The 26,621-nt window shown below is 56.4% G+C and carries 22 protein-coding genes; 8 read left to right on the top strand and 14 right to left on the bottom strand.

The window, feature by feature from the left end; genetic code table 11:
- Positions 1-40: 40 nt before the first annotated feature.
- From HY282_01955 to HY282_01890, 14 genes are all read right to left on the bottom strand, one after another.
- Positions 41-1,309, bottom strand: a complete 1,269-nt coding sequence (locus tag HY282_01955) for a GNAT family N-acetyltransferase (GenBank protein MBI3802510.1) — start codon at positions 1,307-1,309, stop codon at positions 41-43.
- Positions 1,306-2,472, bottom strand: coding sequence for an aminotransferase class V-fold PLP-dependent enzyme (locus HY282_01950; protein MBI3802509.1), 1,167 nt, complete (start codon positions 2,470-2,472; stop codon positions 1,306-1,308). The genes HY282_01955 and HY282_01950 overlap by 4 nt, the downstream gene beginning before the upstream one ends.
- Positions 2,469-3,725: a GNAT family N-acetyltransferase gene (locus HY282_01945; GenBank protein ID MBI3802508.1), complete on the bottom strand. Its 1,257-nt coding sequence runs from the start codon at positions 3,723-3,725 to the stop codon at positions 2,469-2,471. The genes HY282_01950 and HY282_01945 overlap by 4 nt, the downstream gene beginning before the upstream one ends.
- A gap of 16 nt (positions 3,726-3,741) precedes the next feature.
- Positions 3,742-4,077 carry a hypothetical protein gene (locus HY282_01940; protein ID MBI3802507.1) on the bottom strand — a complete coding sequence of 112 codons (336 nt, stop codon included), beginning with the start codon at positions 4,075-4,077 and terminating at the stop codon, positions 3,742-3,744.
- On the bottom strand, positions 4,049-5,008 hold the full coding sequence (locus HY282_01935) for a glycosyltransferase family 2 protein (GenBank protein ID MBI3802506.1): 960 nt from the start codon (positions 5,006-5,008) through the stop codon (positions 4,049-4,051). Before HY282_01935 ends, HY282_01940 begins: the two co-directional genes overlap by 29 nt.
- A 252-nt stretch (positions 5,009-5,260) precedes the next feature.
- A complete protein-coding gene (locus HY282_01930) occupies positions 5,261-6,646 on the bottom strand; it encodes a TIGR03013 family PEP-CTERM/XrtA system glycosyltransferase (GenBank protein MBI3802505.1) in 1,386 nt (461 codons plus the stop codon).
- Complete coding sequence (locus tag HY282_01925; protein ID MBI3802504.1) at positions 6,639-7,400, bottom strand: CpsD/CapB family tyrosine-protein kinase; 762 nt, start codon at positions 7,398-7,400, stop codon at positions 6,639-6,641. Before HY282_01925 ends, HY282_01930 begins: the two co-directional genes overlap by 8 nt.
- Positions 7,401-7,411: 11 nt before the next feature.
- The gene (locus tag HY282_01920) at positions 7,412-8,491 is read right to left on the bottom strand and encodes a hypothetical protein (protein MBI3802503.1); all 1,080 of its coding nucleotides are present in this window, start codon (positions 8,489-8,491) and stop codon (positions 7,412-7,414) included.
- Positions 8,492-8,524: 33 nt separating this feature from the next.
- On the bottom strand, positions 8,525-9,121 hold the full coding sequence (locus HY282_01915; protein ID MBI3802502.1) for a polysaccharide biosynthesis/export family protein: 597 nt from the start codon (positions 9,119-9,121) through the stop codon (positions 8,525-8,527).
- Positions 9,122-9,149: 28 nt separating this feature from the next.
- Positions 9,150-10,490: a sigma-54-dependent Fis family transcriptional regulator gene (locus HY282_01910; protein ID MBI3802501.1), complete on the bottom strand. Its 1,341-nt coding sequence runs from the start codon at positions 10,488-10,490 to the stop codon at positions 9,150-9,152.
- A gap of 238 nt (positions 10,491-10,728) precedes the next feature.
- On the bottom strand, positions 10,729-12,048 hold the full coding sequence (locus HY282_01905; protein MBI3802500.1) for an outer membrane beta-barrel protein: 1,320 nt from the start codon (positions 12,046-12,048) through the stop codon (positions 10,729-10,731).
- Positions 12,045-12,677, bottom strand: coding sequence for a polysaccharide biosynthesis/export family protein (locus HY282_01900; protein ID MBI3802499.1), 633 nt, complete (start codon positions 12,675-12,677; stop codon positions 12,045-12,047). Before HY282_01900 ends, HY282_01905 begins: the two co-directional genes overlap by 4 nt.
- 325 nt (positions 12,678-13,002) lie before the next feature.
- Positions 13,003-14,391 (bottom strand): sigma-54-dependent Fis family transcriptional regulator, encoded by a 1,389-nt coding sequence (locus HY282_01895; protein MBI3802498.1) that lies wholly within the window; start codon positions 14,389-14,391, stop codon positions 13,003-13,005.
- A gap of 136 nt (positions 14,392-14,527) precedes the next feature.
- Positions 14,528-16,255 carry a response regulator gene (locus HY282_01890; GenBank protein MBI3802497.1) on the bottom strand — a complete coding sequence of 576 codons (1,728 nt, stop codon included), beginning with the start codon at positions 16,253-16,255 and terminating at the stop codon, positions 14,528-14,530.
- Between the two features lie 1,058 nt (positions 16,256-17,313).
- Between HY282_01890 and HY282_01885 the strand changes: the two genes are divergently transcribed.
- From HY282_01885 to nuoI, 8 genes are all read left to right on the top strand, one after another.
- Positions 17,314-18,438, top strand: a complete 1,125-nt coding sequence (locus tag HY282_01885; GenBank protein MBI3802496.1) for a GGDEF domain-containing protein — start codon at positions 17,314-17,316, stop codon at positions 18,436-18,438.
- On the top strand, positions 18,428-20,185 hold the full coding sequence (locus HY282_01880; protein MBI3802495.1) for a hypothetical protein: 1,758 nt from the start codon (positions 18,428-18,430) through the stop codon (positions 20,183-20,185). The genes HY282_01885 and HY282_01880 overlap by 11 nt, the downstream gene beginning before the upstream one ends.
- Positions 20,186-20,513: 328 nt before the next feature.
- Entirely contained in the window at positions 20,514-20,882 is a 369-nt protein-coding gene (gene ndhC, locus HY282_01875) for an NADH-quinone oxidoreductase subunit A (GenBank protein ID MBI3802494.1), read from the top strand.
- Positions 20,873-21,349, top strand: coding sequence for an NADH-quinone oxidoreductase subunit B (locus HY282_01870; GenBank protein MBI3802493.1), 477 nt, complete (start codon positions 20,873-20,875; stop codon positions 21,347-21,349). Before ndhC ends, HY282_01870 begins: the two co-directional genes overlap by 10 nt.
- A 14-nt stretch (positions 21,350-21,363) precedes the next feature.
- On the top strand, positions 21,364-21,867 hold the full coding sequence (locus tag HY282_01865) for an NADH-quinone oxidoreductase subunit C (GenBank protein ID MBI3802492.1): 504 nt from the start codon (positions 21,364-21,366) through the stop codon (positions 21,865-21,867).
- A 14-nt stretch (positions 21,868-21,881) separates the two neighbouring features.
- A complete protein-coding gene (locus tag HY282_01860) occupies positions 21,882-23,108 on the top strand; it encodes an NADH-quinone oxidoreductase subunit D (GenBank protein MBI3802491.1) in 1,227 nt (408 codons plus the stop codon).
- An 85-nt stretch (positions 23,109-23,193) separates the two neighbouring features.
- Positions 23,194-25,968, top strand: a complete 2,775-nt coding sequence (locus HY282_01855) for a molybdopterin-dependent oxidoreductase (protein ID MBI3802490.1) — start codon at positions 23,194-23,196, stop codon at positions 25,966-25,968.
- A gap of 64 nt (positions 25,969-26,032) precedes the next feature.
- On the top strand, positions 26,033-26,596 hold the full coding sequence (gene nuoI, locus HY282_01850) for an NADH-quinone oxidoreductase subunit NuoI (protein ID MBI3802489.1): 564 nt from the start codon (positions 26,033-26,035) through the stop codon (positions 26,594-26,596).
- The last annotated feature ends 25 nt before the right edge of the window (positions 26,597-26,621 follow it).

Below are 26,621 nucleotides of genomic sequence, written 5' to 3'. Positions count from 1 at the left end.
GAGAAGTGAGGAACCTCCATATTACTTTCAGATTTTGAAATCATCGTTTCGATTTACCCGTTTCGTATGATTGTTCTTCAGCGACCGATCTCTTCCGCCTCGCCTGTCTCATTCGCTCGATCCACCCCTCGGGGAGGAGCCTTCCGGCCCAACGTCTCGCCGCTCTCTCCGATGCACGCAGGGTGAGATAACAGCCAGCCTTCCATTGAGGGGGGGTGAGGAGGAGGTGAACCGTTCTCCGCTCGTCGGACGTCCAGTGGGTTTTATACGCCTCCGGTCCCCTCAAGAAGTCGAACTCGCTCCATCGCTGCGCGATCGCATATTGAATACATTTCGCCATCAAAACCATCCCGACACTTTTATCTTTCCAGGCGGGATCAAACCCGGCCTGGTAGTAAAAGAACCGATCCTTCACGACAAAACCGTAAAGGGCTGCAACCGTCTCGCCGTCAACCTGAAGGGAAAAGAGCCGGGCGATCCGCTTCTGGAAAAAATAGTCGGCGGTCTCGCGGTGGAAGGGGGTTTTTACCTCACTGACGAAAGCGTCCGATCCCCCCTGCTCCGACCATCGTTTCTGATGAAGCGCGATCAGCCGCTCCATCCCCACCCGGCCCGACTCCGGCTGATCGAGTACGACCCACTCCACACGGTGTTCCCGCTCCAGGGCGCGCAGCTTCCGGCGAATCGTATACCGCATGCTGCTGCTGAGCCGGTTGAGATAATCATCCCAAGTCGGCGGCAAGGTGAGATAAGGGCAGACCTCCCCTTCTTCTTGCCGAACCTGCCATCCCCGCTGGGAGACGCCGAGAAGGACCGGAAGGTGCATCGAATCGTGCGCCAGATGGCGGAGGGTGATAATGTCCCACCCATGCGCCCCCTTCGACAGATAGCCGATCACCGCTTCGGCCACCTCCCGCTCACACCCTTTTCGCGAGAGGAAGTCGAGGTAATCCGATCCGACCCCCTGATCTCCGAGAAGCGAGAGGGCGCGAAAGGTCATTCCAAGGGAGCGGACGTCGGATTGATAGAAGGGGGCGATCCCGATCAGCTCTCCACGGCGCCGGATGAAAAGAACCGCCAACTGCTTGCCGGCGCCGAAATGGCACCACCAAGCCGAGATCCATCCCCAGCTCAAGAAAGGGTTTTGGACCGCGGCCTCGTTGAAAAGGGATTCCCAGGCAGCTCTCGATACAAAGAGCTCCTGATCGCTCCAAATCTGCTCGACCGTAAGATCCCGTTCGAGACCCGATTCGGCGACCCTCTCCTTTTCATCCGGCAGCACCAGCGACTCCATCCTTCTGGAAATCATCGAAGCATCTCCCTCACCACCTCAACCATATAGTCGAGATGCTCCCTGTCGAGGGTTTGATGAATCGGCAACTCCAACAGATGGGCACGCAGAGAATCGACCTCGGCGTACACCCCCTGCGGAACCGCAGGATGGGGAATGGCCCAGAAGTCGACCGACTCAATCCCTCGGGCGAACAGCGCGTTTGACGCGCGCTCTTTATCGTCGACCCAGATTGGGAAAAAGAGGGGGCAGACCCCCGGCGGCAGCGAGGTGAAGACAAGCCGGTCCTTTAGATCGAGCCGCTCGAGGAGATAGTTGAAGTTCTCTCTCCGGCGCGAAACGACGCCGGCGGCGTTGACCGAGCGGAGAATCCTCTTTGAGACGGCCGACATTCCCCAATCGACCTTCCCCAGATTAAACTCCATGTTGGCGACGCTCGTCCGATCGACCTTTCCCACCTTCAGAAGGGTCGCGACGACTTCTCTGGAGTAGTTATGAAGGAGCGCGCCGGTTGCAGGGTGCGACATCTTAAATCGGTTCAGGAGTCCGCCGGTAAGATGGCTCAGGGTCGAAACAAGAGGCGGTCCCACCCGCGGCGGCGGCAGCGGACGATCGGTCCGGTTCACCACCAGGCCCCCTCCATTCGGAAGGGGGAGGGATTTGTGAAAGGAGAAGATCCCAATGTCGCCGAAGGAGCCGACCGGCCTCCCGTTGATCTCGCTGAAGAGGGAGAGGGCGCAGTCTTCCACCAATAAGAGCCGATATTTCGTGCAAAGCCGGAGCAGCGCGTCCACCGGCTGCGGAAATCCGAGATAGTAGATGAGATAGATCACGCGGGTGTCGGGAGTGATCTTCTTCTCCAAATCTTCGAGATCGATCTGAAGCTGCAGATCGACCCGGTAGAAGTCGACCCGGAGGCCGGCCTGCAGGACCGCTTCCACCTCCACCCCATGATGATAGGCCGGAATCAGAACACGACTCTCCGCCGGAAGCCCCAAGTATTTCATCCCGTGCCAGACCGCGTTGCGGCCGTAGTAGTAGTCGTAATATCCTCGATGATTGAATGGAAACGGGAGCGGCCCCCCGCGCCGCGCCAACGAGGTCGGCGAGAAGGCCGGAAGCACCGGGATAAAATAGGGCTTGGGACGCCGATTGCCGTTTATCGCCGCCACGGTATTCAAGCCGCCTCCTTCCCCACCGCTTCTGCGGTCCTTTCAAACGGCGCCTCCGGGAGCGGCTCGGTGGCGGGCTTGGCCGAAACGCCGAACGCATCTTTGCGGAGTAGCCGCCGCTGTAACCGAGTCAACCAGGAGATCTCCCTCAAATAGGGGAAGAGCTTAAACTTGATCAAATAAATCGCCCGCGGAATCATCCCTCCCTCGAATAGATAAAGCCAGAGGTGCGGGCGAAGCTGCGCCGTCCAATCCTCTTTCCAAGCCATGCGCGGCCCGAGAAAATCGAGCTCGGTCAATCCCTCTTGAAAGGCGGCCGACAAGATCTCCTGATGGAGGAGAATGCCGGGGGAATATCGGGCATAGGCCGGATCATATCCCAGCTTTAGATAGTAGAGCTTTTGATCGTAAACCAGCGTATAGTAGAAGGCGATCGGTCGATCGTCGAGCTTCAAGAAGTAGAGACGGAGCCACCCGCGTTCCGCCGCCGTATGGGCCCACTCCGAATAGAACTCGGACCACCCCCCGTTTCCATCGATCGCAGTTCCCGCGGCCCCCTTCCATGCCATCGCCTCAATCCGAAAACCCTCTTCCAAATGCGGGATTAAACCGGCCGTCCCCCCGTCCCGCGAATCCCCGGTGACACAGACCAGGGCGACCTTCCCCTGCTCTTCCAGCTGCCTGCGACGGCGGCGGAGGTTGCGACGCAAATTTCCCGAGACCGACTCAAAATAGGAGGACCATTTCCCCTGCATGGGAAGGATCGGCGTTTCAAGAGAAGGACGCATTCCCAACCGCCGCCCTCCCCGGCCCGACGCCGCCGTGAGGTGGGTCAACGTCGGGGAATCGGCCGGCAGATCCTGCAGCTCGAGGAAATGGATGCGCGGCCGGCGCGCCGAAAGGTAGTCGGTGAGCGCTTTGAATATCCCTGCGCGCGCTTCCTCGGAGAGATCGGCCAGAATGAAATCGAACCGACACGAATGGTCATTGCAGAGCGAGGTCCAGATGCGACAAGGGATTCCGACCCGGAACCCGCGCTCTTCCATTAAAGGGGCGATTGCGACCAGGGCGCCTCCCTGCGCCCGAACCGTCAAGATCGCCATCCGGCGCTTCCCTTCACCGAATGCTTTCCACCAGATCCGGAACCATTCATGGCGCAGGAATGGGGCATTGATCGGAGCGGCCGCCAGTAAGGCGTTCCACTCTTTCTCCAGCGTTGTGAAGCGGTCGAAATCGGAGATTTCTTCAACCTGATAGTCCACGCATCTCCTCTCGCCCTTAGGCGGCCTTTCTCCCCGAATTGGTCGGCGGCGTCACCGGCACGGGAAGGGCCGATCCGTCTGCGATCTCCCAGGCATCCGTTTCGGTGGAGCGAACCCAAATATTTTTTCGTCGTCGAAGAAATGCATAGAGGCCGACGATCGCGGCCGTATTCATGATGACAAAGGCATAAGGAAACTGAAGGATTCCACGAAGGATTCCAAGTGAGAAACGGACACCCCGCGCCGGCGCCTCCGGAGAAGAGGGAAGCGGAGTCGGCTCCCCTCCCGTTGCCGCCTCGGTCTCTTCGGCATCGGACGTCTGCTCAAGATGTTTTTGGGTCGACCTTCGCATATGACATCCCTCCCAATAAGGCCAGGCTGTACCAGACCAGTTGAAGTAGCAGGAAGATAAAATAGATCCCCTGCGTCAAAAATAGGTTGGAAAGAAGGAGCAAAATCAACATAAAGGGGACCAAGAGCCGCGCCACCTTGTGCGAGAAAAACTGGAAGAAGAGACGGTTCTTTTTCAATGACCAGAGGGCGCCGACCTCCCACAAAAGCTGGTAATTTCCCGCAAGCGTTCGAACCTTCCGGAGGAACTCGCTCTCCGCCCGCCTCGGGACGAAGTCATAAGCAAGCGCCTTTGGCTCGAAGACCACACGGTATCCTCTGAAGACCGCCTGCATCGGGATCAGCACATCATCCAAGATCGTCTCGGTCGGGATCGGATCATAGAGCGATCGGCGCAGCGCATAAATCGCTCCGGTCGCTCCCAGCATCGAGTCGACGTCGCTCTCCATCTTCCTGAGCCACTTCTCATAGCGCCAGTAAAGGCCGACGCTCACGACCCCTTTCCCCCCCGGCCGGTCCATTAAGATCAACTCGCCGCTGACCGCCCCGACCCGCTCATCGGCAAAGTTGGAAACAAGGTGGAGAATGGCATTCCGATCGAGTATTTGCCGGGCGTCGATGAAAACGACGACCTCGCCCCACGCATGGGCCACCGCCCGGTTGAGGGCCGCCGCCTTTCCGACGTGGGCCGGCGCGGTCAGCAGCATCAGCACCGGACCGTCTTGATGCGCTTCCTGCCAGCAGGCAACCTTCGCTTCCGTCTGATCTTCGGAGCCGTCGGAGGAGACGATGATTTGCAACAAAGAGGAGGGATATTCGAGTTCAAAAAGATTTCTCAGCTTCTGCTCGATCAGCTTCTCCTCGTTATACACCGCCAGGATGACCGAAACGGACGGAAGCATGCTTTCCTTCCGAACCTGCTTTCGCTTCATCGATCTCCATGTGGACAAGATCAATGGGTAACCGAAGTAGGTATAGACGATCACCAAAAATGAGAACCAGAAAACAGCCTTCACCACGATAGTGTTGTACCTTTGCCTGATTGTAAAGTGGAGCAGTAAATAAGCGCTGTGAGGTCCCTTACTCCGCCTGAACGCCCCCTCCAACTGGGGATGTCCATCTCAGGGTCGGCCGTAGAACCTCCTGGATCAAAGCCCGTTTGCTCTCCGCCCCTCTCTGCCGCTTCATCGCGCCCCTCTTCCAAATAAAACGATTTTAATCGTCTGGAAGATGATCCAGAGATCAAAGAAAAACGACATGTTCTTAATATAAAAAAGATCATATCTTAATTTCTCTCTGGCATCCTCCACGGAAGCGCCGTACGGGTAGCGGATCTGGGCCCATCCGGTGACCCCCGGCTTGACTGCAAACCGGAGCGCATAGAACGGGATCTGCTCGGAGAGCTGCGCAACGAAGTAAGGGCGTTCCGGTCGGGGTCCGACGAAGCTCATCTCCCCTTTCAGAACGTTGATGATCTGCGGGAGCTCATCTAATCGAAGCGTTCGTAAAACCTTTCCGATGCGGGTCACCCGGGGATCGTCCTTCTCGGCCCAGACCGGTCCGGTCAATTTCTCCGCATCGTGACGCATCGATCTGAACTTGAACAACATGAACGGCCGCCCCTCTTCCCCCACCCGTTCCTGCCGGAAAAAAATCGGCCCCGGAGAGTCGAGCTTGATCGCAATGCCCAAAAGAACCATCACTGGAAAGGTGACGATCAGGATGACCGTGGAGGAGAGGATGCCGGTGACCCGCTTGCTCCACTTCGCAAAACCCGATCGATTAAAGCCGTCGGCATAGATAAACCCGCTCGGCTTAATGTCTTCAAGAAAGACCTTTCCGCTGACCTGTTCATAAAAGCGGGTCCCCTCCATGAATTCGACCCCTTGGGCGCGGGCGCCCAAGAGGGCCGGGATCGGAAGCCGGCCCCGGCGCTCGGAGGCGGCGATGATCACCCGATCAATCCGCTCCCTGGCAACGATGGTCGGGAGGTTGTCATAGGTTCCGATAATCCTCGGATTAACCAAACTCTCCCCCAGCCGCCGGGCATCTTCATCGAGGAAGCCGACCACCTTGAAGCCGAGCCCCTTTCTCTTGAGCATCTCCTGCGCCACCCGGCGGGCCACATCCTGCGTGCCGAGGATCAAGATCCGCTCTTCGACGCCGTCCAGAAGCCGGCTGTAGATTGCCCGCCATAAGAAAATGGAGAGGAGTCCCATGATGACGGCCAGTCGGAGCCCCGCCGGAAAGGCCGATGCGGGGAGGAGGACGGAGATGCCCGCAAAGACCAACAGGCCGATTCCGCCAACCCGGACCAGGCGGATCAAATGGCGGTGATCCGGGGGGAAGATGGTGAAATCATAAAGATCGGCATAGTAGAGGACGAGATGGAAGATTCCGGTGATGACCAGGCCATGAATGGCGCTCCACCAGCCGTCGGCACCGGGCGGACGGCCCGACAACGGCGCCAGGATAAGGCTCAGGGTCACGGAGAGCCAGATTAAAAAGCTTTCCATCCCGCAGAAGAGGATGCTGCGTGTCGGGAGACTTCGGTTAAACACCTTAATCATCGGAGTGGCCTCGATCTTCAGTCGCCTGTGCAGAATAGGTTTTTTGGTAACTGGAATAAACGGCGCTGTAATGGGAAGAGCGCTCGAAATCGACCCCGTTCAGGACGACCCCCACCCAATTCTGGAGATCGATGCTCTGCATCGCCAGGTCGAGTGTTTCAGTCGATGTCTTTCCAGCACGGAGGACGAGGATCGTCCCGTCGACCCGCGCTCCCAGCACGGCGGAATCGGCGAGAGGAAGAATCGGAGGGGCATCGAACAAGACCGTATCGAACCGCTCCGCCAGAGAGGCGATTAATTTTTTCATCTTTGCCGACGCGAGCCACTCCGACGCGGCGACTTGGGTGCTTCCGGCCGCCAGAAAGGAGAGCGATCCGGAGGAAAGAAGCGGATGCTCGATCGGGATCAATGCCGCCTCGAGAGGAACCCGCTCTTCCAAAACATCGACCAGCCCTTCCTTCATTCGAATCCCGAGCAGTCGATGGAGGGTGGGACGTCGGAGGTCGCAGTCGACCAGCGCCACCCGCCGCTCTTTCATCTGCGCCATACAGAGCGCCAGATTGGCCGTGGTCATCGATTTCCCCTCCCCGACCACCGGACTGGTGATCATGAAGGTCCGAAAGCCCTTCTCCCGTGAGAAATGCTCAATCCGCGACCGAAGGACGCGATACTGCTCCGCCGCGATCGACTTCGAATCGCTGACCGTCACGAGGTGCTCATCAAAACGGGCGCTCCCCAACATTTTTCCGCGCATCACCTCTCTCCTTATTTCTCGGTAAAGCTGATCGTCGCGGCATCCAAGCGGCCGAAGGTCGACGAGTTTTGATAGAAGTAGAACAGGGTCAGACAGAGCAGGATGAGGCTCACCCCCCAGATGACGCGCCGGCGAATGCGCGCCCTCCTCACATCGCTGAAGGTCTCTACATGAGGGATACAGACGAGGACCGGCAAGCCGAGATATTGATGGAGATCCCCGGCGTAGCGGAAAGTGTGATCCGACATCTCCAGCATCACCGCCAAGCCGATCCCCAGGCCGAGACCGACCATCGAGCCGATCACGGCAATTAAGGTCCGATTCGGCTTAAACGGCTTCATCGGCAGGGTCGCCTCGTCGATAATCCGCGCCTCGGAATTCTGAAACTCGGTGTCGATGACCGAAGGATTGGAGCTGGCCTTCGGCGGAGGGGCCGCCGCGGCGGCGCTCTTCTCGGCGCTCAGAACCGCCTGCACCTCGGCGATTTTCTTCCGCAGATTGATCAGCTCGGGGTACTCCTTGGTATAGGTGGTCTGAAGGTCGGCCATCTGGGTATAAAGCTCTTTAAGCTTCGCTTCGAGAAATTGAACCTGCGGGTTCGTCGGAGCGACCGTCACCTGCTCTTGAAGCAATGAAATAAACTGACGGGCGATCCGGTTGGTCGCCTTCATCACCTTTTCCGGCTCTTTCCCATCGTAGGAGATACTAAAGACGTCGTTTGCCTTGATGTCGATGTGGATATCTTTTCGCATCTGCTCGATGACCTCATCCGCCGTCTGCTGGCCGACCGACTCCCGGTAGAGCGACTCGGTGTCGATGATCGGCTGTAAAAAGGCCCGGCTGTAGATGACTTCGCTCAGCGCTTTTAGCCGATTTTCCATTCGATAGAGGTCGTAGGTCTTCGCCACCTGCTCCGAGAAACGGTGCGGCTGGACCAAGACGATCGACGTGGCCCGATAGACCTTCGGCATCTTCAGGACAATCATGACCGATGCAACCGAGACGATCAGCGTCGTCAGCCAGATCCAGTGCTTTCTTCGTTGAAAACATTCGAGAAGATATCCGATTGAAATTTGATTCTGTTGGCTCATGATTCACCTTCTACAAGTGGGTTCGCGACACTTTTAGGGGACGACGAGCGTGTCCCCGGCCGCCAGGAAGAGACGATCTCCCGTGATCTTTCCCTGAATGACATCCTGATACCGCAAGCGGATCCACTGGGTCTCTTTCCCGTTCTTCCGGATGATGACCAACCGTTCGGTCGCCGCAAATTCGTTGAACCCCTCCGCCATCGCGATGGCGTCGAGGACCGTCAGATCGCCCCGAAGCGGGTAGATCCCCGGTTTCTTTACCTGTCCCAATACCGAGACCTTCGAGCTGTTGATCTCCTTGACGATCACCGTTACGCCGGAGACCTCGACAAATTTCTCCAGCCGCTTCGAAATCGCATCTCGGAGAACTGCCGGCGTCATTCCTCCCGCCTGAACATCGTTGATGAGCGGGAGGGTGATCTTTCCGTCGGGCCGGACGCGCACCTCTTTAGAGAGCGATTCGTTTTTCCAGACCACGACCTGAAGCAGGTCGTCCGCTCCGATGACGTAAGCGCGCTCCTCGGTCGGGACGGTCCGCTTGACGTTTGTCACCTGGGTCACCGGATCGGCGCATCCACTCAAAATGAAGAAAAAAAACCACAAAGCAGCGATCACATTCTGCACGCGCATCTTATTATCCGTTTCTCATGGGAATGGGTCAAGAAGAAGTCTCGAGCCCACCTTCTTTGATTTTATAGAGCAATGACCGATAGCTGATTTTCAAAATCTCGGCGGCCTTCCGCCGGTTCCAACGGGTCTGGTTGAGCACCTTCCGGATCACTTCGCTTTCGAGCTTTTTAGAGACCTCGCGGCTGACCTGCTTGAGCGAAAATCCGGCCGGATCGGCCTGACCCGTCGTCGCCCCTTTTGAAAAAAGAAGCGGGAGATTGCAGTGTTCTTCTCCCAGGATCACAATCCGCTTGATGAAGTTCTCCAGCTCCCGAACGTTTCCGGGCCAGTCATAGTGAATAAACGCCGCCAAGGTCTCCGGGGTGAGCGGTTGATAGGTCTTGTTGTATTCCTGATAATATTGTCGAAGAAAATAGCCGGCCAGGAGCGGGATCTCTTCTTTTCGTTCACGCAGCGCGGGGATGCGAAGCGAGACGACGTTGAGGCGATAGAAAAGATCGTCCCGAAAAAGACCGGCGCGCACCGCCGACTCCAGGTGGCTGCTCGTCGCGGCGATGATCCGGACATTGACCTTCTCGCTCTCCTCTCCACCGATTCGGGAGAACTCCCCGGTCTCGAGGACATGGAGCAGCTTGGCCTGGAGCGAGGGGTGCATTTCGCTGATTTCATCGAGAAAGATGGTCCCCTCGTGCGCCAAACCGAACTTTCCGGCCTTTCGTTGATAGGCGCCGGTGAAAGCTCCCTTCTCGTAACCGAACAGTTCGCTCTCAAGCAGCTCCTTGGGGAGCGCCGCACAGTTGATTTTGACGAACGGCATCTCTCGGCGCTTTGAATTCAGATAGATCGCCCGCGCGATGACCCCTTTTCCGGTTCCCGATTCTCCCCGGATCAATACAGTCACGTCGGTCCCTGCAACCTGCTCGACGATTTTCTTCACCTCCATCATCGCCGGACTACAAGAGGAGAGGAGCCAGGAGGGCTGCTCTTTTGCGATCTCGCTCAATGCGGCGATCTCCGAAACCAGCGTCGTCTCGTCGATGATGTTCATGAGCGCCCCTTTCAGCTCCTGCGCATCAAACGGCTCCGACATGTAGTTCGCCGCGCCGAGCTTCATGGCGGTGACGATGTAATCGATTTTCTTTTCTCCGACCACCACCACCGGAACGTTCCCCTGTTCCTGCCGGACCTCTCTCAGCTGCTCCCAGCAGGGGGGTTCCTCCCCTCGCAGATCGAGCATGACCAGATCGGCCCGTCCCGCGACGTAGGGGCGACTCGAATCGATGACAAGGTACTTCAGTCTCAGCAGCATCAATTTCAGCTGGGTAAATTTATCAGAAGATGTTCCCAGCAACAATACTTTTTTCTTCAATGTCCCCCTCAGGTAACGCATGTGAAGGATGAGAAAGAGCACTCATCAGTTTGACACTGTAAGGGAGCAAAACCCATGCCGCATCAATCTTATTCAAAAAGTGCATCGGTTTCGTTAGGTTACTATTTCCGAAACCCTTCAGTCAATTTATGTTGGAGCGCTTGCATATTCTCTGCAAACAATTGCGAATTAAAAGGGAGATCGTGTAAGCAATAAAACGGAAGAAAAATTTGCGCTATTACCGTGGCTCTAAATGTGGACTACGTGTTTTTGCAGCATCAATACCGGGCGCGTCCGGATAGGTCGTCAACGCGGTGAGGCCGATGAAGACGCGATTGTCATAAATGTCACGCGGGCTCCCATGAAGATTTTGTCGTCGGTAAGAGTAGCTGGCGACCGCCCTTAACCAAGAGGCCAACCGAACCTGCTCTTCGACGCGGACGCCGATCGTATCGAGATTGACGCGATTCGAAAGAAGCGGCTGCTGAAACGCCCAGCTCGCCCCCATGATGGAGTCAAACCAGGAGGTCAGATGAAATATCGCCGAGCCGGAGAAGGTGTTGGTGATGAAAACTCCCGACAATCCGCCGACGACCGAGACGTCGCGGAGAAAATCGGCGGTGAAGACGACGACCGCACTGTATCGCTGCTCGGCGCCGAGGCCGAGGAGAATGTCGTTCTGCTCTTGTCCGCGATCGATGATGGCGAGGAGACCGGCCATCCCCCGCCCGGTTAGGGTCTGCGTAAATCGGTGCTCCACCTTCAGCGCGCCGGTGTGCACCTCCGTGTTGCCCCGATTTTCGAAATAGAAGTTGCGGTATCGATATTCGGGGGTAACCTTGTCGAGCGGGGTTAAGAGATACGTCATGGCGCCGCGCACTTCATTTTCATCGACATCGATGAAATTCGGATCTTTGAATTGGGTGACGCGGTTTGACACCTCGGCTTCCAAGGTCAGCCGGGGTGAAAACCGATAGGCCCCCTTCAGAGAAACGGTATTCGTAAAATACTCGGTCCTTCGAAGGAGGAGATTCAGCTGCTCGACCGGATCGATTGAATGAAGAAACGTATCGAAAAATTCAAACGTCCAAATCCCGCTCGGCCGGAGGGTCAGTCGGGTATCCAAACTTTGAGCCCGATTCCAGGTCGATAAGTCGGAATGCTCTTGATAGAACGCAAAATCGGCCCGGACGTCGGCCTCCCATCGGACCCGTTCTTGCTCAACCAAAAAGCTGAATTTCGGCCTCACACGGGTGATGAAATCCGATTCCCGATTGAACGTCCGGAAGAAAATATTGTCGTCGTATTCATAATCGACATCCAGCGCGGGGGTCAGATGAAACCGGGGCGGCTCCGGCTCCGACGGCCGAGGCGGCTCGCTCTCCAAGGCAAGTTGCGCGCCCGCGGGAGCCGCTTGCAGGAGGAGACTAAAAAAGAGAAAGAGAGAAAAAAAGATCGAGACGCCGCTCAAGGGAAAGAGCGCTCGGCGTCGGCATCCGACGCGTTCCCCTGCCGGAATGAAGGATGAGCCGTTTCCAGAGAGTCCGGGCGATCTCATTTAACGATGATCGTGTCTCCCGGATCGAGGTAGACATTTTGGTCCAGGTTCTCCCCGGAGACATAGGCGCGGTAATCGAATCGGAACCGCTGCCCTTTCTGTTTTTTCATCAGGAGGATATTGTTGGTCGTTGCAAATTCGGTAAAACCCTCCGCCATCGAAATCGCTTCCAGAATGGTCGTCCTCCCTTTCAGGAGATAGACCCCCGGCTTTTTCACCTCTCCCAAGACGGAAACCTTGTAGTTATTGATCTCGGAGACGATCACCGTGACGATCGGATTGTCGATATAATGCCGCAATCCCTTTGCAATGGTCTCCTTCAGCTGCGACGGCGTCATTCCGGCCGCCTGGATGTCGTCGACCAGCGGCATGGAGATTTTTCCATCCGGACGGATCGGAAGGGTCTTGGAGAGATGCTCATTTTTCCAGACAACGATCTGGATTACATCACCGGGGCCAAGCGTATACTCCTCGAACCGCTGCTTCCCCGGCTCCACTTTGGCCCCCATATCGGCTTTTGGATCGACGTCCGGGGGGAGAGATTGGGCCGGAGAGGTTTGTACCATGATTAAAAAGATGGTGACGATGAAAAATGAAAATAGCGACCCGCTGGTCGTTCGGCGAAACATAACTTTCTCCACCCCCTTGTAAATTTGGACTGACTTTAAAAAATGTTGATCTGAACGAGAGGAGATCGGCCCGCTTCGGCCGCCTCTCAAAAAAAGAGATTGTCCTTCCCCACCTTACGTGACATCCGCTTGAGTATGAGCAAATGCTGTGCCCACCGGTTCGGCCTTTTTTACTACGAGAGAAAGAGTAGAATGGAGATGGTGAATCAAAAGCGCCACATTATGCAAAAAAAAAGAATATAGTTGCAATATATTGCAAACTATTTCCTCACTGTTCCGCAAGAAGATCTAGTGAAGGATAGGTAATTTGAGTTGTTCTATTGTCCTATTGGTCGATTCCATACTCTTTAATTTTGTATTGTAAGGCCCGATAGCTGATGTTCAACGCCTCGGCCGCGCGCTTCTTATTCCAGTTACTCTCGACCAATGCCTTGAAGATCGCATCCCGCTCAACCTCGACCGTCTTACGCTTGCTGATCTCTTTCAATGAGAGCGCCTCGGAGAGGGAATCGGACTTTTCCGGCTCCGCTTTGACCTCGCTGGGAATGGCCAACTCTTTTAATACATATTTCTCGTCTTTTAAGACGACCAGCCGTCGCATCATATTTTCCAGCTCGCGGATGTTTCCAGGCCACCCATAGCGCATGAACGCCTCGAGAATCGATTCCGGAATCTTATCCATGTCGCTGTCATACTGCACCCGGAACTTCTTAAAAAAGTGCTGACAGAGAAGCGGGATATCTTCCTTCCGCTCCCGCAGCGGCGGGACTTGGATCTTGACGACATTGAGCCGATAGTAGAGATCTTCACGAAAGCGCCCCTCTTTAATCGACCGCTCCAAGTTCTGATTCGTCGCGGCGACCACCCGGACGTCGACCTTCAAATCCCGCTTGCCGCCGAGCTTGGAGAACTCCCCGTCTTGAAGGACATGGAGGAGCTTTGCCTGAAGACCGGGGCTCATCTCCGCGATCTCATCGAGGAAGATCGTTCCCCCATTGGCCAACTCGAATTTTCCCATCTTGGCGCGGATGGCGCCGGTAAACGCCCCCCGTTCAAAACCAAACAGCTCGCTTTCGAGCAGCTCCGTGGGAAGGGCGGCGCAATTAACCCGAACCAGAATTTTTTCGCGTCGCAGCGACTGATCGTGAATGGCGCGCGCGATCAACTCTTTTCCAACGCCGCTCTCTCCTAACACCAAAACAGTGGCATCGGTTCCAGCGATTTTCCGGATCATCTCTTTGATCCGGATCATCTCGTCGTTGATCGAGATGAACTCGCTCGTCTGGTTGAGCTGCTCGCGCAGGTCCTCCACCTCTTTGACCAAGGTCAGCTTCTCAAAGGCCTTCTCGAGGGTGATTCCGAGCTCCTCATCCTCAAACGGTTTGGTCAAATAATCGGAGGCCCCCATCTTCATCGCTTTCACGATGGTGGCGGTCTGTCCGACCGCCGATAACATGATGATCGGGATCACTTCGTCCATTTCACGGATTCGTCGGAGCGTCTCCAGGCCGTCGACTTGGGGCATCATCACGTCGAGGATCACGGCGGAGGGAGAGAGCTGCTGTTTGATCATGCTGATCGCCTCCATCCCCCCTTCCGCGGAGGAGACCTCATAGCCTTCGGAGGTCAGCAGGGTCGCCAAATAACTTCGGACCGATTCCTCGTCGTCCACGATCAAAATATGTTTTTCCCTTGAATTCGATTCGGTGTTCATGGCCTCTCCCTCATATTGCTGAAAAGACAGGCTGGAGCCTCCCCCACGGAGGAATACCTGGCCGGTCTCGATATTGATTGACCGCTTTTTTCTCCCTTTCCTTTTATAGAAGCACAGGGTGTGCCGTCCCGCACGGCTATGCCCGCCGAAGGGAGAAGTTAAATTCCGCCCCCGCCCCCGTCCGGCTGACCACTTTGATCTTGCTCCCGTGGGCCTTCACGATGTCCTGCGCAATCGCCAGCCCCAGCCCGAAACCGCCGTAGCGGCGCGATTCAGACGATTCGACCTGATAAAAACGATCAAAGATCTTCCCTTGCTTTTCCGGAGGAATACCGATTCCCGTGTCGGAGATCGAAATGAGGATCTTCCCGTTCCGCTGCCCTTTAAAGCCGACCGTAATCCGGCCCCCCTCCGGGGTAAACTTGATCGCATTGGAGAGAAGATTGTCGAAGACTTGCCCCATCTTCTTTTTATGGATCTCGACCCACCACGGCCCCCCCTCCACCTGAACGGAAAGGGAAATCCGCTTCTCCTCCGCCTTCGGCCGGATCAGCTGTAAGGTTTCATTCAGGACCTCGGTTAGATCGACCCGCTCGCGGGGAGAGACCTGCTCCTGGATCTCCAACTTTGAAAAATCGAGGAGGTCGTCGATCAACTCGAGCTGTTTATGGATGTTCCGAAGCGCAATGTCGAGGTATTCCTTTTGAAGGGGAGCGATGGGACCCGCCTTCCCTTTTAAGACTAAGCTGGTATATCCCTTGACCGCAACCATCGGCGTCTTCAACTCATGCGAAACGTTGGACAGGAGATTGGTCTTCATCTGATCAAGGGTCTTCAATTCCCGGTTCGCGTCCTCCAACGCCAGCTTCGTCCGGCGGAGACTCCGGTTCATTCGTCTGAGCTCTTCGAAGAGGCCGGCGTTCTGGATCGCCAGCGCCGCCAGGTCGGCAAGGCTCACGACCAATCGAAAGTCCCGCGGGGTAAACGACTGCGTCGCCGAGCGATTGTCGAGATAGAGCACCCCGCCGAGCTCGCCTTGATAAACGACCGGAACGGCCAAAAGGGTTTTGGTCTTCAGACGGCTTAGGATGGGGTGAGGCCGCCCTTCTCCTCGCTCGGCGTTCGGGATGAGAATGACCTCCCCTTTTTCCAACCGCTCGCCGATCTCTTTGTCTTCTTGGAGAAGGGAAATGACGGCGCTGATCCAACTCTGGTCGGCTTCTTTCTCTCTGCTGACCGGATGGATCTCCTTCCCTTTATAAAGGAGGAAGAGACTTCTTGAGAACCCGGTCAGTCGCGTGGCTTGGTTCAATACCTCGTCGAGGATGGCATCGAGGTGCAGGGTTGAGATCAATGTCCGGGCGATCTGATAGAGAACCTCGACTTCAGAAAGTCTTCTCTTCTCCAATCCCTGTCGAATCGAGGTCTTAAGTCCTTCGATGCCGAACGGCTTAACAAGGTAGGCATAGGCGCCGAGATTGAGCGCCTCCACGGCCGATTCAAGGGAAGCATAACCGGTTAGAAGGATGGTCACCGGTCTCGGCCAGAGCTTCTCCGCTTGGAGGAGGACATCGAGCCCGCTGATCCCCTTCATTTTTAAATCGGTCAGAATGAGGTCGAACGAGGTCCGCTCCATCTCTTTGAGCGCTGCCTCCCCGCTGAACGCGGTACAGACATCATATCCTTCCAGCTCCAGGATGCTTCGGAGGGTCTCCAGCACCGCTTCCTCATCATCGACGAGGAGGATCTTCTCAGTCGATGTTGCCGCGGCGTCTATCCCATTTACTCTTTGCTCTTCCGATTCTCCAATCACTTTATGATCAGAAGGATCTTCTCCTCCTGTTCCCCCTTTACGATATGTCACCGCGTTCCTCCAGCGAAGCGCCGTGTTTTGAGAGGCCAATCGTCCAACCGGATGGAGACCCTGACGGGTCGATCCAAATCGAACCCTCCGTTAACGCTTGCTTCTTCCCCCCTCGACCTCAAAAAGGGCTCTCGCTTGTGCCGCTTCCCGCAGGGACCGATCTCCTATTCTCTTTTCTGGGAGTGAGGACGGATAGACCGAGATGTCGTTGAGAGCGCCCGATAACAAAAGAGAAGGCTCTGTTTGCCCAGACCCAATGACCGCGCCGGAGAATTCCCTTTATGGTATTCGATTCTTAGACCTCAGTGGAGGCGCCGCTTCGGAGGGCGGACTGAAGTCACTCCGGCACGTCACTCTACCTCTCCAATATAGAAGACCGGCCTACGCGCATTCTAACCCTTGCTAACCCTGACCTTGCCATTTTATCGATTGAGCCGACTGGCCCAATCTCGACCTTACGAAAAATCCAGAAAAAAATCTAAATTTATTCTACTCCAAAGAAAATTTACGAATCAAGCTTTTTAAGAGAAAGATATTTTGCATGAATCGTGCAAGCTTTTTCAACATTCACCCCTCAAAAGGGTTTCCGCTTACCTGCGAATGATAAAGGGGCGGTTCAGTTCAATCTCTGCCGTCTGGCATTTTTCTTGCTGCTTTTAGATCGCCAACGCGTATAGAGCGCATTTTGCCTGAAGGAGGAACGCTCTTTCCTCCTCATCAGCGGAACGCTTCGAGGCATAGGGGGTGGGGAGAATACCTCGAAAGAGCCTCTCTCTATGCCGTTAACTCGATCTGGGAAGGGGGTCATATCCTTCTCCTCATTGATGTGGGGGACACCTTGTTCAAACAATCCATTTTATTCGTCGTCATGCTCCTTTTAGGTATTGCCTTATTTTACCGATTGATTTGGGGCCTTTCGGAAACCCCCTTTCTTGTCCTCGCTGGAACGTACCTCCTGCTTGCCGCTGAAATTGCGAGGAAGCGGGGCATCAGCTAAACCGCCCCCGCACAACTCAAGAAGGTTCCTTGTATTAAAGCCTCACTTTATCGGAGCACGATTGAAAAAGCCTTCCCAGCTGGCCGAAGAATATTTTATTAAAAAGCCGCCCGAATTCACCAAAGCGATGGCGCAGCAGCACCATCAGGCGATGAATGTTCTTCTTCGGGTCACGCGGGTCACCGGAAGCCATGCCGATATGGAGCTCTCCCTGAACACACTGCTCGACCTGGCGGGGGAGATTGTTCCATACGACTGGGGGCTTTTTTACATTTGGGATGATGATAAAAACATCTTTCAGCTCAAAGCGTCCAAAGGATTGGGGAAGACCTTCCCCCCCCTTTTAGAGAAGGGAAACCTGATTGCGCGCTGGACTTTTCAAGCCTCTAAGCCTATTTTTATCCCGGAGAACGCCGCGAAGGTGATGGAGCACTACTTTTCAGTTCACAAAACCGATGCGGTGATTTCCATCCCGGTATTGGTCAGTAACCGGCTCGTCGCCATCTTTCAGCTGGGAGGAAACCGACAACGGCGGTTTAAGGAAGAGGATGCGCTGCTGATTTGGATGCTCGGGATGCAATCCGAGGCGCTCTTTCACAACAGCCAAACCGAGCGGGAATTCCTCCGGCGGATGGCGATGACCGACGGATTGACCGGCCTCTTCAACCGACGCTACTTCGACGAGCAGGTCGATCGGGAGATTCAGCGCTCCTACCGGACCGGCAAGCCGTTTGTTCTGATGATGATGGATGTCGACTTTTTCAAAAAATACAACGATCGGTACAAGCACCTCAAAGGAGATCAGGCCCTTCGGGAGATCGCCATGATCCTCAAGGCCCGGCTCCGCCAAATCGACACGGTCTCCCGCTTCGGCGGCGAAGAGTTCTCGGTCCTGCTTCCGGAAACCGATGAGGTCGGAGGGCTCGCGGTTGCAAAACATATCAGCTTCTCGGTCAAGAACCATCTTTTCTCAGGAAAGGAAAAGAAACGCGACGTCAGGATGACGATGAGCATCGGCTGCTCGGTCTTTCCCTATGATGGGAAGGATAAGGAAGAATTGATCCATCGCGCCGACCTGGCCCTCTATCATGCGAAAGAGGCGGGGCGTGACCAGGTCATTCTGTTTTCGCAACTTAAAAATAAATTACCCAATCAACAACTCAAGGAGGAACAAAATGTCTTCTAAAATCGGCTTTACGCGGTTTGGCCGCTTCACCCTCTTGTTGGCTTTCTTAGCAGCAACCGGATGTGGAAGCGGTGGGGGGGGAGGAGGCAACGGCGGCGGCAGCACGACACCGACACCCGATACCACTGCGCCGAGATTTACCGGCTTAAATGGGGCAACAACCGATAGCAGCGGGAATGTCGTGTTAACTTCGCCTGCAGCAACGGACGATAAGGCCACTGCGGCAGCCCTTACCTATCTCATCTATGTTGGAACGTCACCCGATACCATCGACAAGAACGCAACACCTTCCCATACGTTCACCGGGGCGAGCGCCTGTGCGACCGGTCCGTGCACCTTTACGCTGACCGATTTGAATAAAGACGGCAAGATAACCTATTATTTCGCGAGCAACGCGAAAGATGCCGCCGGGAACCTCGATCAGGATGCCCACCCGACCGAAGCATCCTTAAAAGTCACGCCAACCACGATCACACCCCAGCCCGGCGGCGGAAATGGCGGCGGAGGGGGGGGAATCATCCCTTCATCGAGCCTGAATGTCAATCCGGCGATGCATGCGGTCCATCCTTCCCTTGCAATAGCAGGGGCTCAGCGCTTCGTCATCTGGGAAGAGTGCACCCCCGCTGCAAGCTCCACGACTACAGGTACGACCACGACGAGCACACCGGGCTGGGAAAATTATCATCCCTGCAGCCAGGACACCCCCGCGCAGATCTATGTCCGCAAAGGGGCAAACTGGGATCTGGTGAGCGATGCCACCTTGGGGGGAAGAACCGATATCAGCCGGGATCCCACCCGCCATGGGCACAATCCGACCCTCACGTTTGATGGAACGAACCTTTATACCGCTTGGAAAGAGCGGAGGACACCGACATCAAGCACCGCATCGAGCGATCTCTTTGTATTCAAATTCGACGGGGCTTCCTGGAGCAACACCGGCTTTCCCGACACCGACAGCGATGATCGGCCGGCGCTCACGCGTCATCCGATTCTAGGGAGCGCTTTAGGAATAGCATACGAGCGCTCTGCGGCAGCAGCACCCGGGAACAAACAGCTCCTCTTCCGGAAATTCGATAGCAGCTGGCAGTCGAACATCGGCCCTCTGAATAAGAACACCACCCTAACGGCCGAAGCCCCTCTCTTCTCAAAGCAAGGGGATCAGCTCTACGTTACCTGGAAAGAGCAGACGGTGGCCGGCTCAATCCCGAACATCTTCGTAAAACGCTGGAATTCGACCAGCTCGAATTGGGAAGATGTCGGCCCGGGTGGAGCGCTGAATCGCGACCCGGCAAAGGAGGCCCGCTTCCCAAGCATCGATGTTCTGGGAAACGTTCCCTATGTCGCCTTTCATGAATGTTTCGATGCCGGTTGCGGTCGGGAACATATCTTCGTGAAACACTTTGACGGCAGCCAATGGATCCAGGACAAAGACACCGGGGCCTGCGACACCGACACAACCTGCGGCAGCCTCAATTCCAACAGCCGCTTCGCGGAAACCCCTTCCCTCGCCGTCCACAACAACCAGGTCTATGTCGCCTGGTCGGAGCGGGATTTCGTCACGAATAAGTTTGCAGTTCATATCAAGCGGTTGGACGGAAGCAACTGGGTTGAAATCAACCCGCCGGCCGGCCTCTTCGTGAACAATGCCCACTCGCCGATCCTCTTCTCGAATGGCGACCTCAATATCGCCTGGGTAGAGGAAAACGCGCAAGGTATCTTGCAGTTGATCGTGGCAAAGATCGGATAATAATCATTTCCATGCTGTGCCGGACTTCGACCCGAGGTCCGGCACAGCGACCCGATTTTCTTTCTTGTGAAGGAGACGCTGTTCTTTTAATAGAGAGGCAAAGGGGCAGAACCCTAAAACCGTCCCAATAATCCCGCACCCAAGATAGACGGGTAGTCCGAAAGACCCATCCAATTTAAGCCAAACAATAGGTCCTTTTATCTATTGAACATCCCTTTCCCGCCACGTTAAGATGACGACTAATCCTTTGACAAAAAACAAAAAACATGAAACAATAGCGCCTCGCTAATTGACCGGCGACGCTCTTGATTTAGGCTGGTTATTTGGAATGATTGAAGCCCCCTCCATCAATTATATTCCTATCTTTATCTTCCTGTTGGCTTCCGTCGCCTTTGGGGTCGGAACGTTGGTCGTCAGCTACTTTGTCCAGCCCCGGATCTACAATCGGGAGAAGCTGACCACCTACGAATGCGGCAGCGAGCCGATCTCGGATGCCCGGATACCCTTCCCCGTCCGCTACTACATTATTGCCATGCTCTTCGTGATCTTCGATATCGAAGTCGCCTTCCTCTACCCGTGGGCCGTGGTCTTCCACAAAATCGGGCTCTTTGGGCTGATTGAAATGGTCCTCTTCATCGCCCTTTTTGTCGTCGGCTACGCCTATGCCTGGCGAAAAGGAGGGCTCGAATGGGATTGACCGGGAAGTTCGAGGCGAATTTCATCACGACGACCCTGGACCAAGCGGTCAATTGGGCCCGAAAAGGCTCGCTCTGGCCGATGACCTTCGGGCTTGCCTGCTGCGCCATCGAGATGATGGCGGCGGTCGCCTCGCGGTATGACATCGATCGCTTCGGCGCCGGTGTCTTTCGCGGCTCCCCCCGGCAGTCGGACCTGATGATCGTCGCCGGAACGGTCTGCCGCCGGATGGCCCCGGTGATCCGAAAGGTCTATGATCAGATGCCGGAGCCGAAATATGTGATTTCGATGGGCTCCTGCGCCACCTCGGGAAATATCTACAATAGCTACAGCGTGGTGCAGGGGGTCGATCGGTTCGTACCGGTCGATATCTACGTTCCCGGCTGCCCGCCGACCCCGGAGGCGCTGCTGGAAGGCATTTTACGGCTCCAGGATCAGATCATGAAGAAGAAGGTCTTCACAAAGTGAAAATTCCAGCGGGGATGGAAGAGGGGGGGGAACACCCGTTGGCGCAGAAGATCCGGGAGCATTTTCCGTCGGCCTATCTCGGCGCCACCTTATTTCGAGGGGATCTCTCCGTTCATCTGAAGAAACAGGGATTGACCGAGGTCGCCCGGCAGCTCCGGGACGATCCGGCGCTCGACTTCGACTACCCCGTTCATGTCACCTCGGTCGATTATATGGGGGAGCCGGAGCGGTTCGAAGTCGTCTATGAATTTTTCTCGATTCGAAAGAAGCACCAGGTCCGGCTGAAGGTGCGGATTGCAGAAGACGACTGCACCATCGACTCGCTGACGCCGCTCTGGGAGGGGCTCAATTACATGGAGCGGGAGGTCTACGACATGATGGGGATTAAGTTCAATAACCATCCCGATCTGCGCCGCATCCTCCTGCCGGATGAATACGATGAAGGCTATCCGCTCCGGAAAAACTTTCCGATCGAAGGCCGCGGATGGCGCGACACGTTTGAATTTTTAGAAACATAGGATCGTCACCCCCGATGGATTTAAAAGAAGCAGCGACACCGGTCACGGAGAACAAAGGAACGCTCCCCCTCTTGAGAACGGAGGAACTCCTCCTCAATCTGGGGCCGCAGCATCCGTCGACCCACGGCGTCTTGAAGGTGGTCCTCACCCTCGAAGGGGAGAAGATCATCAAGGCCGATCCGGTGTTGGGCTATCTCCATCGCGGCGTCGAGAAGCTCGCCGAGACGATTACCTACAACCAGTTCATTCCTCATACCGACCGGCTCGACTACGTCTGCGCGATGTACAACAACTTCGCCTATGTCCGGGCAATCGAGAAACTCTTGGGGATCACGGTCCCGGAGCGCTCCGAGTATCTTCGGACGATCGTCGCGGAAGTACAGCGGATCATCGGCCACCTTTTTTGGCTCGGCACGCAGGCGCTCGACATCGGCTCGATGACCGTCTTTTTTTATACGTTCCGCGAGCGGGAGATCCTCCTCGATATTTTCGATGAGCTCTGCGGCGCGCGATTGACGACCAGCTGGTACCGGGTCGGCGGGGTGGAGCGCGATTTCACCCCGAAGATCATCGAGGACCTCTATAAGTTCGTCGCCGACTTTCCATCGAAGATCGCAGAGTACGACACATTGTTGGTCAATAACCGGATCTGGATCGCCCGGACGAAAAATATCGCCGTCATCTCGGGGGAAGATGCCGTCCGTTATGCCCTCTCCGGTTCGACGCTCCGCGGCTCCGGGGTCGACTACGACCTTCGGAAGGTCGCCCCCTATGGCGCCTATGACAAGGTGAAGTGGTCGGTCCCGGTCGGAAAAAACGGCGACACCTACGATCGCTATTGGGTTCGGATGATGGAGCTGCACGAGAGCACCAAGATCATCAAGCAATGCCTCGATCAGCTTCCGCAGGGAGATTATAAAGCCTATGTCCCGCAGGTGGTCGCCCCGCCGAAGGAGCGGGTCTTCACCGACATGGAGAGCATGATCTATCAGTTCAAGCTCTATAGCCAAGGGTTCAACGCCCCCCCGGGCGACATTTACTGCGGCACCGAGGCCCACAAAGGGGAGCTCGGCTTTTACATCGTCAGCAACGGAGGGGGAAAACCGTATCGATTGAAAATCCGCGCCCCGTCTTTTATCCACATGGGCGCCTTCGACCACATGGCCAAAGGGTATATGATCGCCGACGTGATTACGATCTTCGGAACCTACGACATTGTCATGGGAGAGTGCGATCGATAGGAATACAGAATCCAGAAGTCAGAATAAAACGCACGCCTTCTGAATTCTGACTCCTGACGTCTAAATTCCATCTTACAGGATTGAAATGAGCGAAGAGACCAAAGCACCCGGTAAAATTGAAATCCCGACCGCGCCGGAACCGGCGCCGGCGGCGGCGCCTGCGAAAAAGATGTTGGATGTAACGATCGACGGAAAAAAGATCTCCGTCCCCGAAGGCTCCCTCCTGCTCGATACGATGCGGACGATGGGGATCCAAATCCCGGCGATGTGTTATCACTATACCTTCTCGTCGTTCGGCTCCTGCGGCGTCTGCCTGGTCGAAGTCGAGGGGAAGAATAACAACGTCCGCTCCTGCACCGCCAAGATCACCCATGGAATGGTCGTGAAGACCCAGACCGAGAAGATCGAAGACGCCCGGAAGAAAGCGATCGAAAAGCACCTCGTCGTCCACCCGCTCGACTGCCCCGTCTGCGATGCCGACGGGAAGTGCGAGCTGCAGGACATGACCTACGACCTCGGCGTTTACGACATCAAGAAGGGAACCCGGAAAGAGATTCCGGAAGACACCCGCAGCCCGGTCCTCGACTTCAACATGAACCGCTGCATCCTCTGCGGACAGTGCATCAACGTCTGCAAGGAGGTTCAGCTGGTCGACGCCCTGACCTTTTATAAGAAAGACGGCAAGACCCACGTCGGCGCCCATGGTGGCGTGCCCCTCCAGTGCGAATTCTGCGGCGACTGCTTGGCGGTCTGCCCGGTCGGCGCGATCGTCAGCCGCTTCTCCAAATATGCCTTCAAGCCCTGGCAGCTGAAGAAAACGGTGACGACCTGCGGCTACTGCTCCGACGGCTGCACGCTCCACCTGGAAAGTGAAACGCAAAAGGTCGTCCGGGTCACCTCGAAGCTCTCGTATCTGAGCAAGTTCGGAAACGATGTCGAGCTGGGGGATGACCATGGCGGCACCTGCGTCCGGGGCCGGTTCGGGTTCCAGTACAACCAGAGCGAATCGCGCCTCTCCCGGCCTCTGATGAAGATCGAGGGCCGCTGGACCGAGGTTCCCTGGATCAAGGCGAACGCGCTGATCGGCAAGCGGTTGATGGAGATCAAAGCGAAACATGGCGGCCAGGCGATCGCCGGGCTGATTACCGGGCGCTGCACCAACGAAGAGGTCTACCTCTTCCAGCGGCTGATGCGGTCGGTGTTGGGGACGAACAACATCGACACCGCCGCGCGCTATGGACACATGAACTCGGTCACCGCGCTGCAACAGACGCTGGGGATCGGGTATGCAACCACCACCGACAAAGCGATGACCCTCTCCGATGTGATCTTGATGGTCCGAAACGACATGACCGAGACCAATCCGGTCACCGCGCTCCGTCTCAAAGAGGCAAAATCACGGTTCGAAGCGAAGCTGATCGTCGCCGACCTCTTCCAGAGCAACATGATGAAGCTGGCGAGCCACCCGCTTCAGGTCGCCGTTCACGGCGAGACGGCGTTCATTCAGGGGCTGGTCAAAGCGGTGATCGACAAGGGGCTTGCCTTCCCGGCCTTTGTCGAGAAATATCCGGCAGCCTACGAAGCGCTTCGAAACAGCATGGCCGGCCTCTCCGAGGAAACGCTCGCCCGCGAGAGCGGATTGGCCTGGGAGAAGATCGCCGAGGCGGCGGAGCTCCTCGCCCAATCGCAGCGGGGAACGCTGATCTGGGGAGAAGGGATCGTCTCGCGGCAGGGGGGCTATGAAAATGTCCTCCGTCTGATCGATCTTGCATTGCTGACCGGTCTGTTCGAAAAAGAAGGGGCCGGCATTCTGCCGATCTGCGAGGAAAACAATGAGCAAGGGGCGGTCGACATGGGGGCGGTCCCCGAATTCCTCCCCGGCCAACGCGCCTACGCCTCGGAGGAAGAACGGTCCCGGTTCAGAGCCGCTTGGCATTCCGATCTGCCGGAAGGGGGGGCCACCCTCCCTGAGATTCTGGAGCGGGCCGAGCGGGGCGAGATCAAGGCGCTCTATCTGGTCGGAGAGAATCCGCTGGGGACCCTGCCGGTCTCGATGCGGGTCCGGCAGGCGCTGGAGAATGTCGAGTTCATCGTCTGCCAAGACCCCTTCATGACCGAGAGCGGCGAAATGGCCGATGTCGTCCTCCCCGCCGCCGTCGCCGCCGAAAAAGAAGGGACCTTCACCGATGTAGAAGGGAAGATCCGTCGTGTCGCGCCGGCGTTTGATCCGCGCGGCGAAGCCCGGCCCGACTGGAAGATCTTCTGTGATCTTTCAAAAGTGATGGGACATCCGCTCCAATATAAAGGGCCGGAAGATATCGCCCAGGAGATCGCTCAGCTCGTCCCCGGCTACTTCCGAAATGAGCGACCCGCTCCCCGTCCGGCCCGTTACACGGAGGGTTCTTTCATCGCCCAGATCGCCGATCGATACCGGCCGACCGAGAAGCCGTCGGAAGGACCTTTCCCCTTCACCCTCGATCTCGTCCAGGTGCTCTACCACTCCGGGAAGCTCTCCACCCGGGATTCCGGCTTGATGAAGATCGACGACAAAGCGCTCCTTCATATCGGCACCGCCGACGCCGAGGCGATGGGGCTGAAGAGCGGTGATACGGTTAAGATCAAATCGTCGCTTGGCCAGGTCGAGGTGACGACTGAAGTCTCGGAGTCGCTCCCGAAGGGGGTCCTCCACTTCCCGACCCACTTCAACCGGCCGAACGTAAAAGACCTCTTCGCCGGCGCAATCGACCCGGTGACGCGCGTCCCCTATTTTAAAGAAGAGCCGGTCGCCCTGGAGAAAGTTTGGAAGGTGCAATTGATGGTGATGCCGGCGGAGCCGGCGCCGACGGAAGAAGCGAAATAGCGGAGCGTCTGTGAAATTTCTCGAACTGGTCGACAAGGTCCTCTTTAAAGAAATCGCCAAGGCGATGAAGCTGACCTTTAAACATATGTTTGTCCGCGAGGTCACGCTGCAATACCCGCATCAGAAGCTCGTCCTCCCCGACACCCACCGCGGCGCCCTCTGTCTGCTGCGTTATGAAGATGGGACCGAGCGGTGCGTCGGCTGCGATCTCTGCGAAGCGGCCTGCCCGTCCCACTGCATCAAGGTCGTCAGCGCGGAGATCCAGGATGGACAGGTGCTCCGGCGGATCGCCACGGCGTTCGACATCGACATCACCAAGTGCGTCTTCTGCGGCTTCTGCGTCGAGGCCTGCCCAGTCAACGCGCTCGGGATGACGAAGCTGTATGAATACTCGACCGACAACAAGCGGAGCTTGATCTTCGACAAGCCGAAACTCTATGAGATCGGCGAGAAGTACCACTCCGATGCAAAAGCCTATCTCGTGGCGCACAACCAAGAGAAAGCCGACGACACCGCCCGCGAATACCGGTACAAATTTCCGGCGTATGTGAATGGGGAGACGGTGCCGCAGCCGGTGAAAACGGAGACAAAGCCGGAGCCGGCGGCCAGCGCCCCGAAGGCAGAATAAAACCGCTTTTTTAACCGCAAGGATT

The sequence above is a fragment of the Candidatus Manganitrophaceae bacterium genome (genome assembly GCA_016200325.1).
Classification (GTDB): domain Bacteria; phylum Nitrospirota; class Nitrospiria; order SBBL01; family Manganitrophaceae; genus Manganitrophus.
This window is presented reverse-complemented; position numbering and strand designations above follow the sequence as displayed.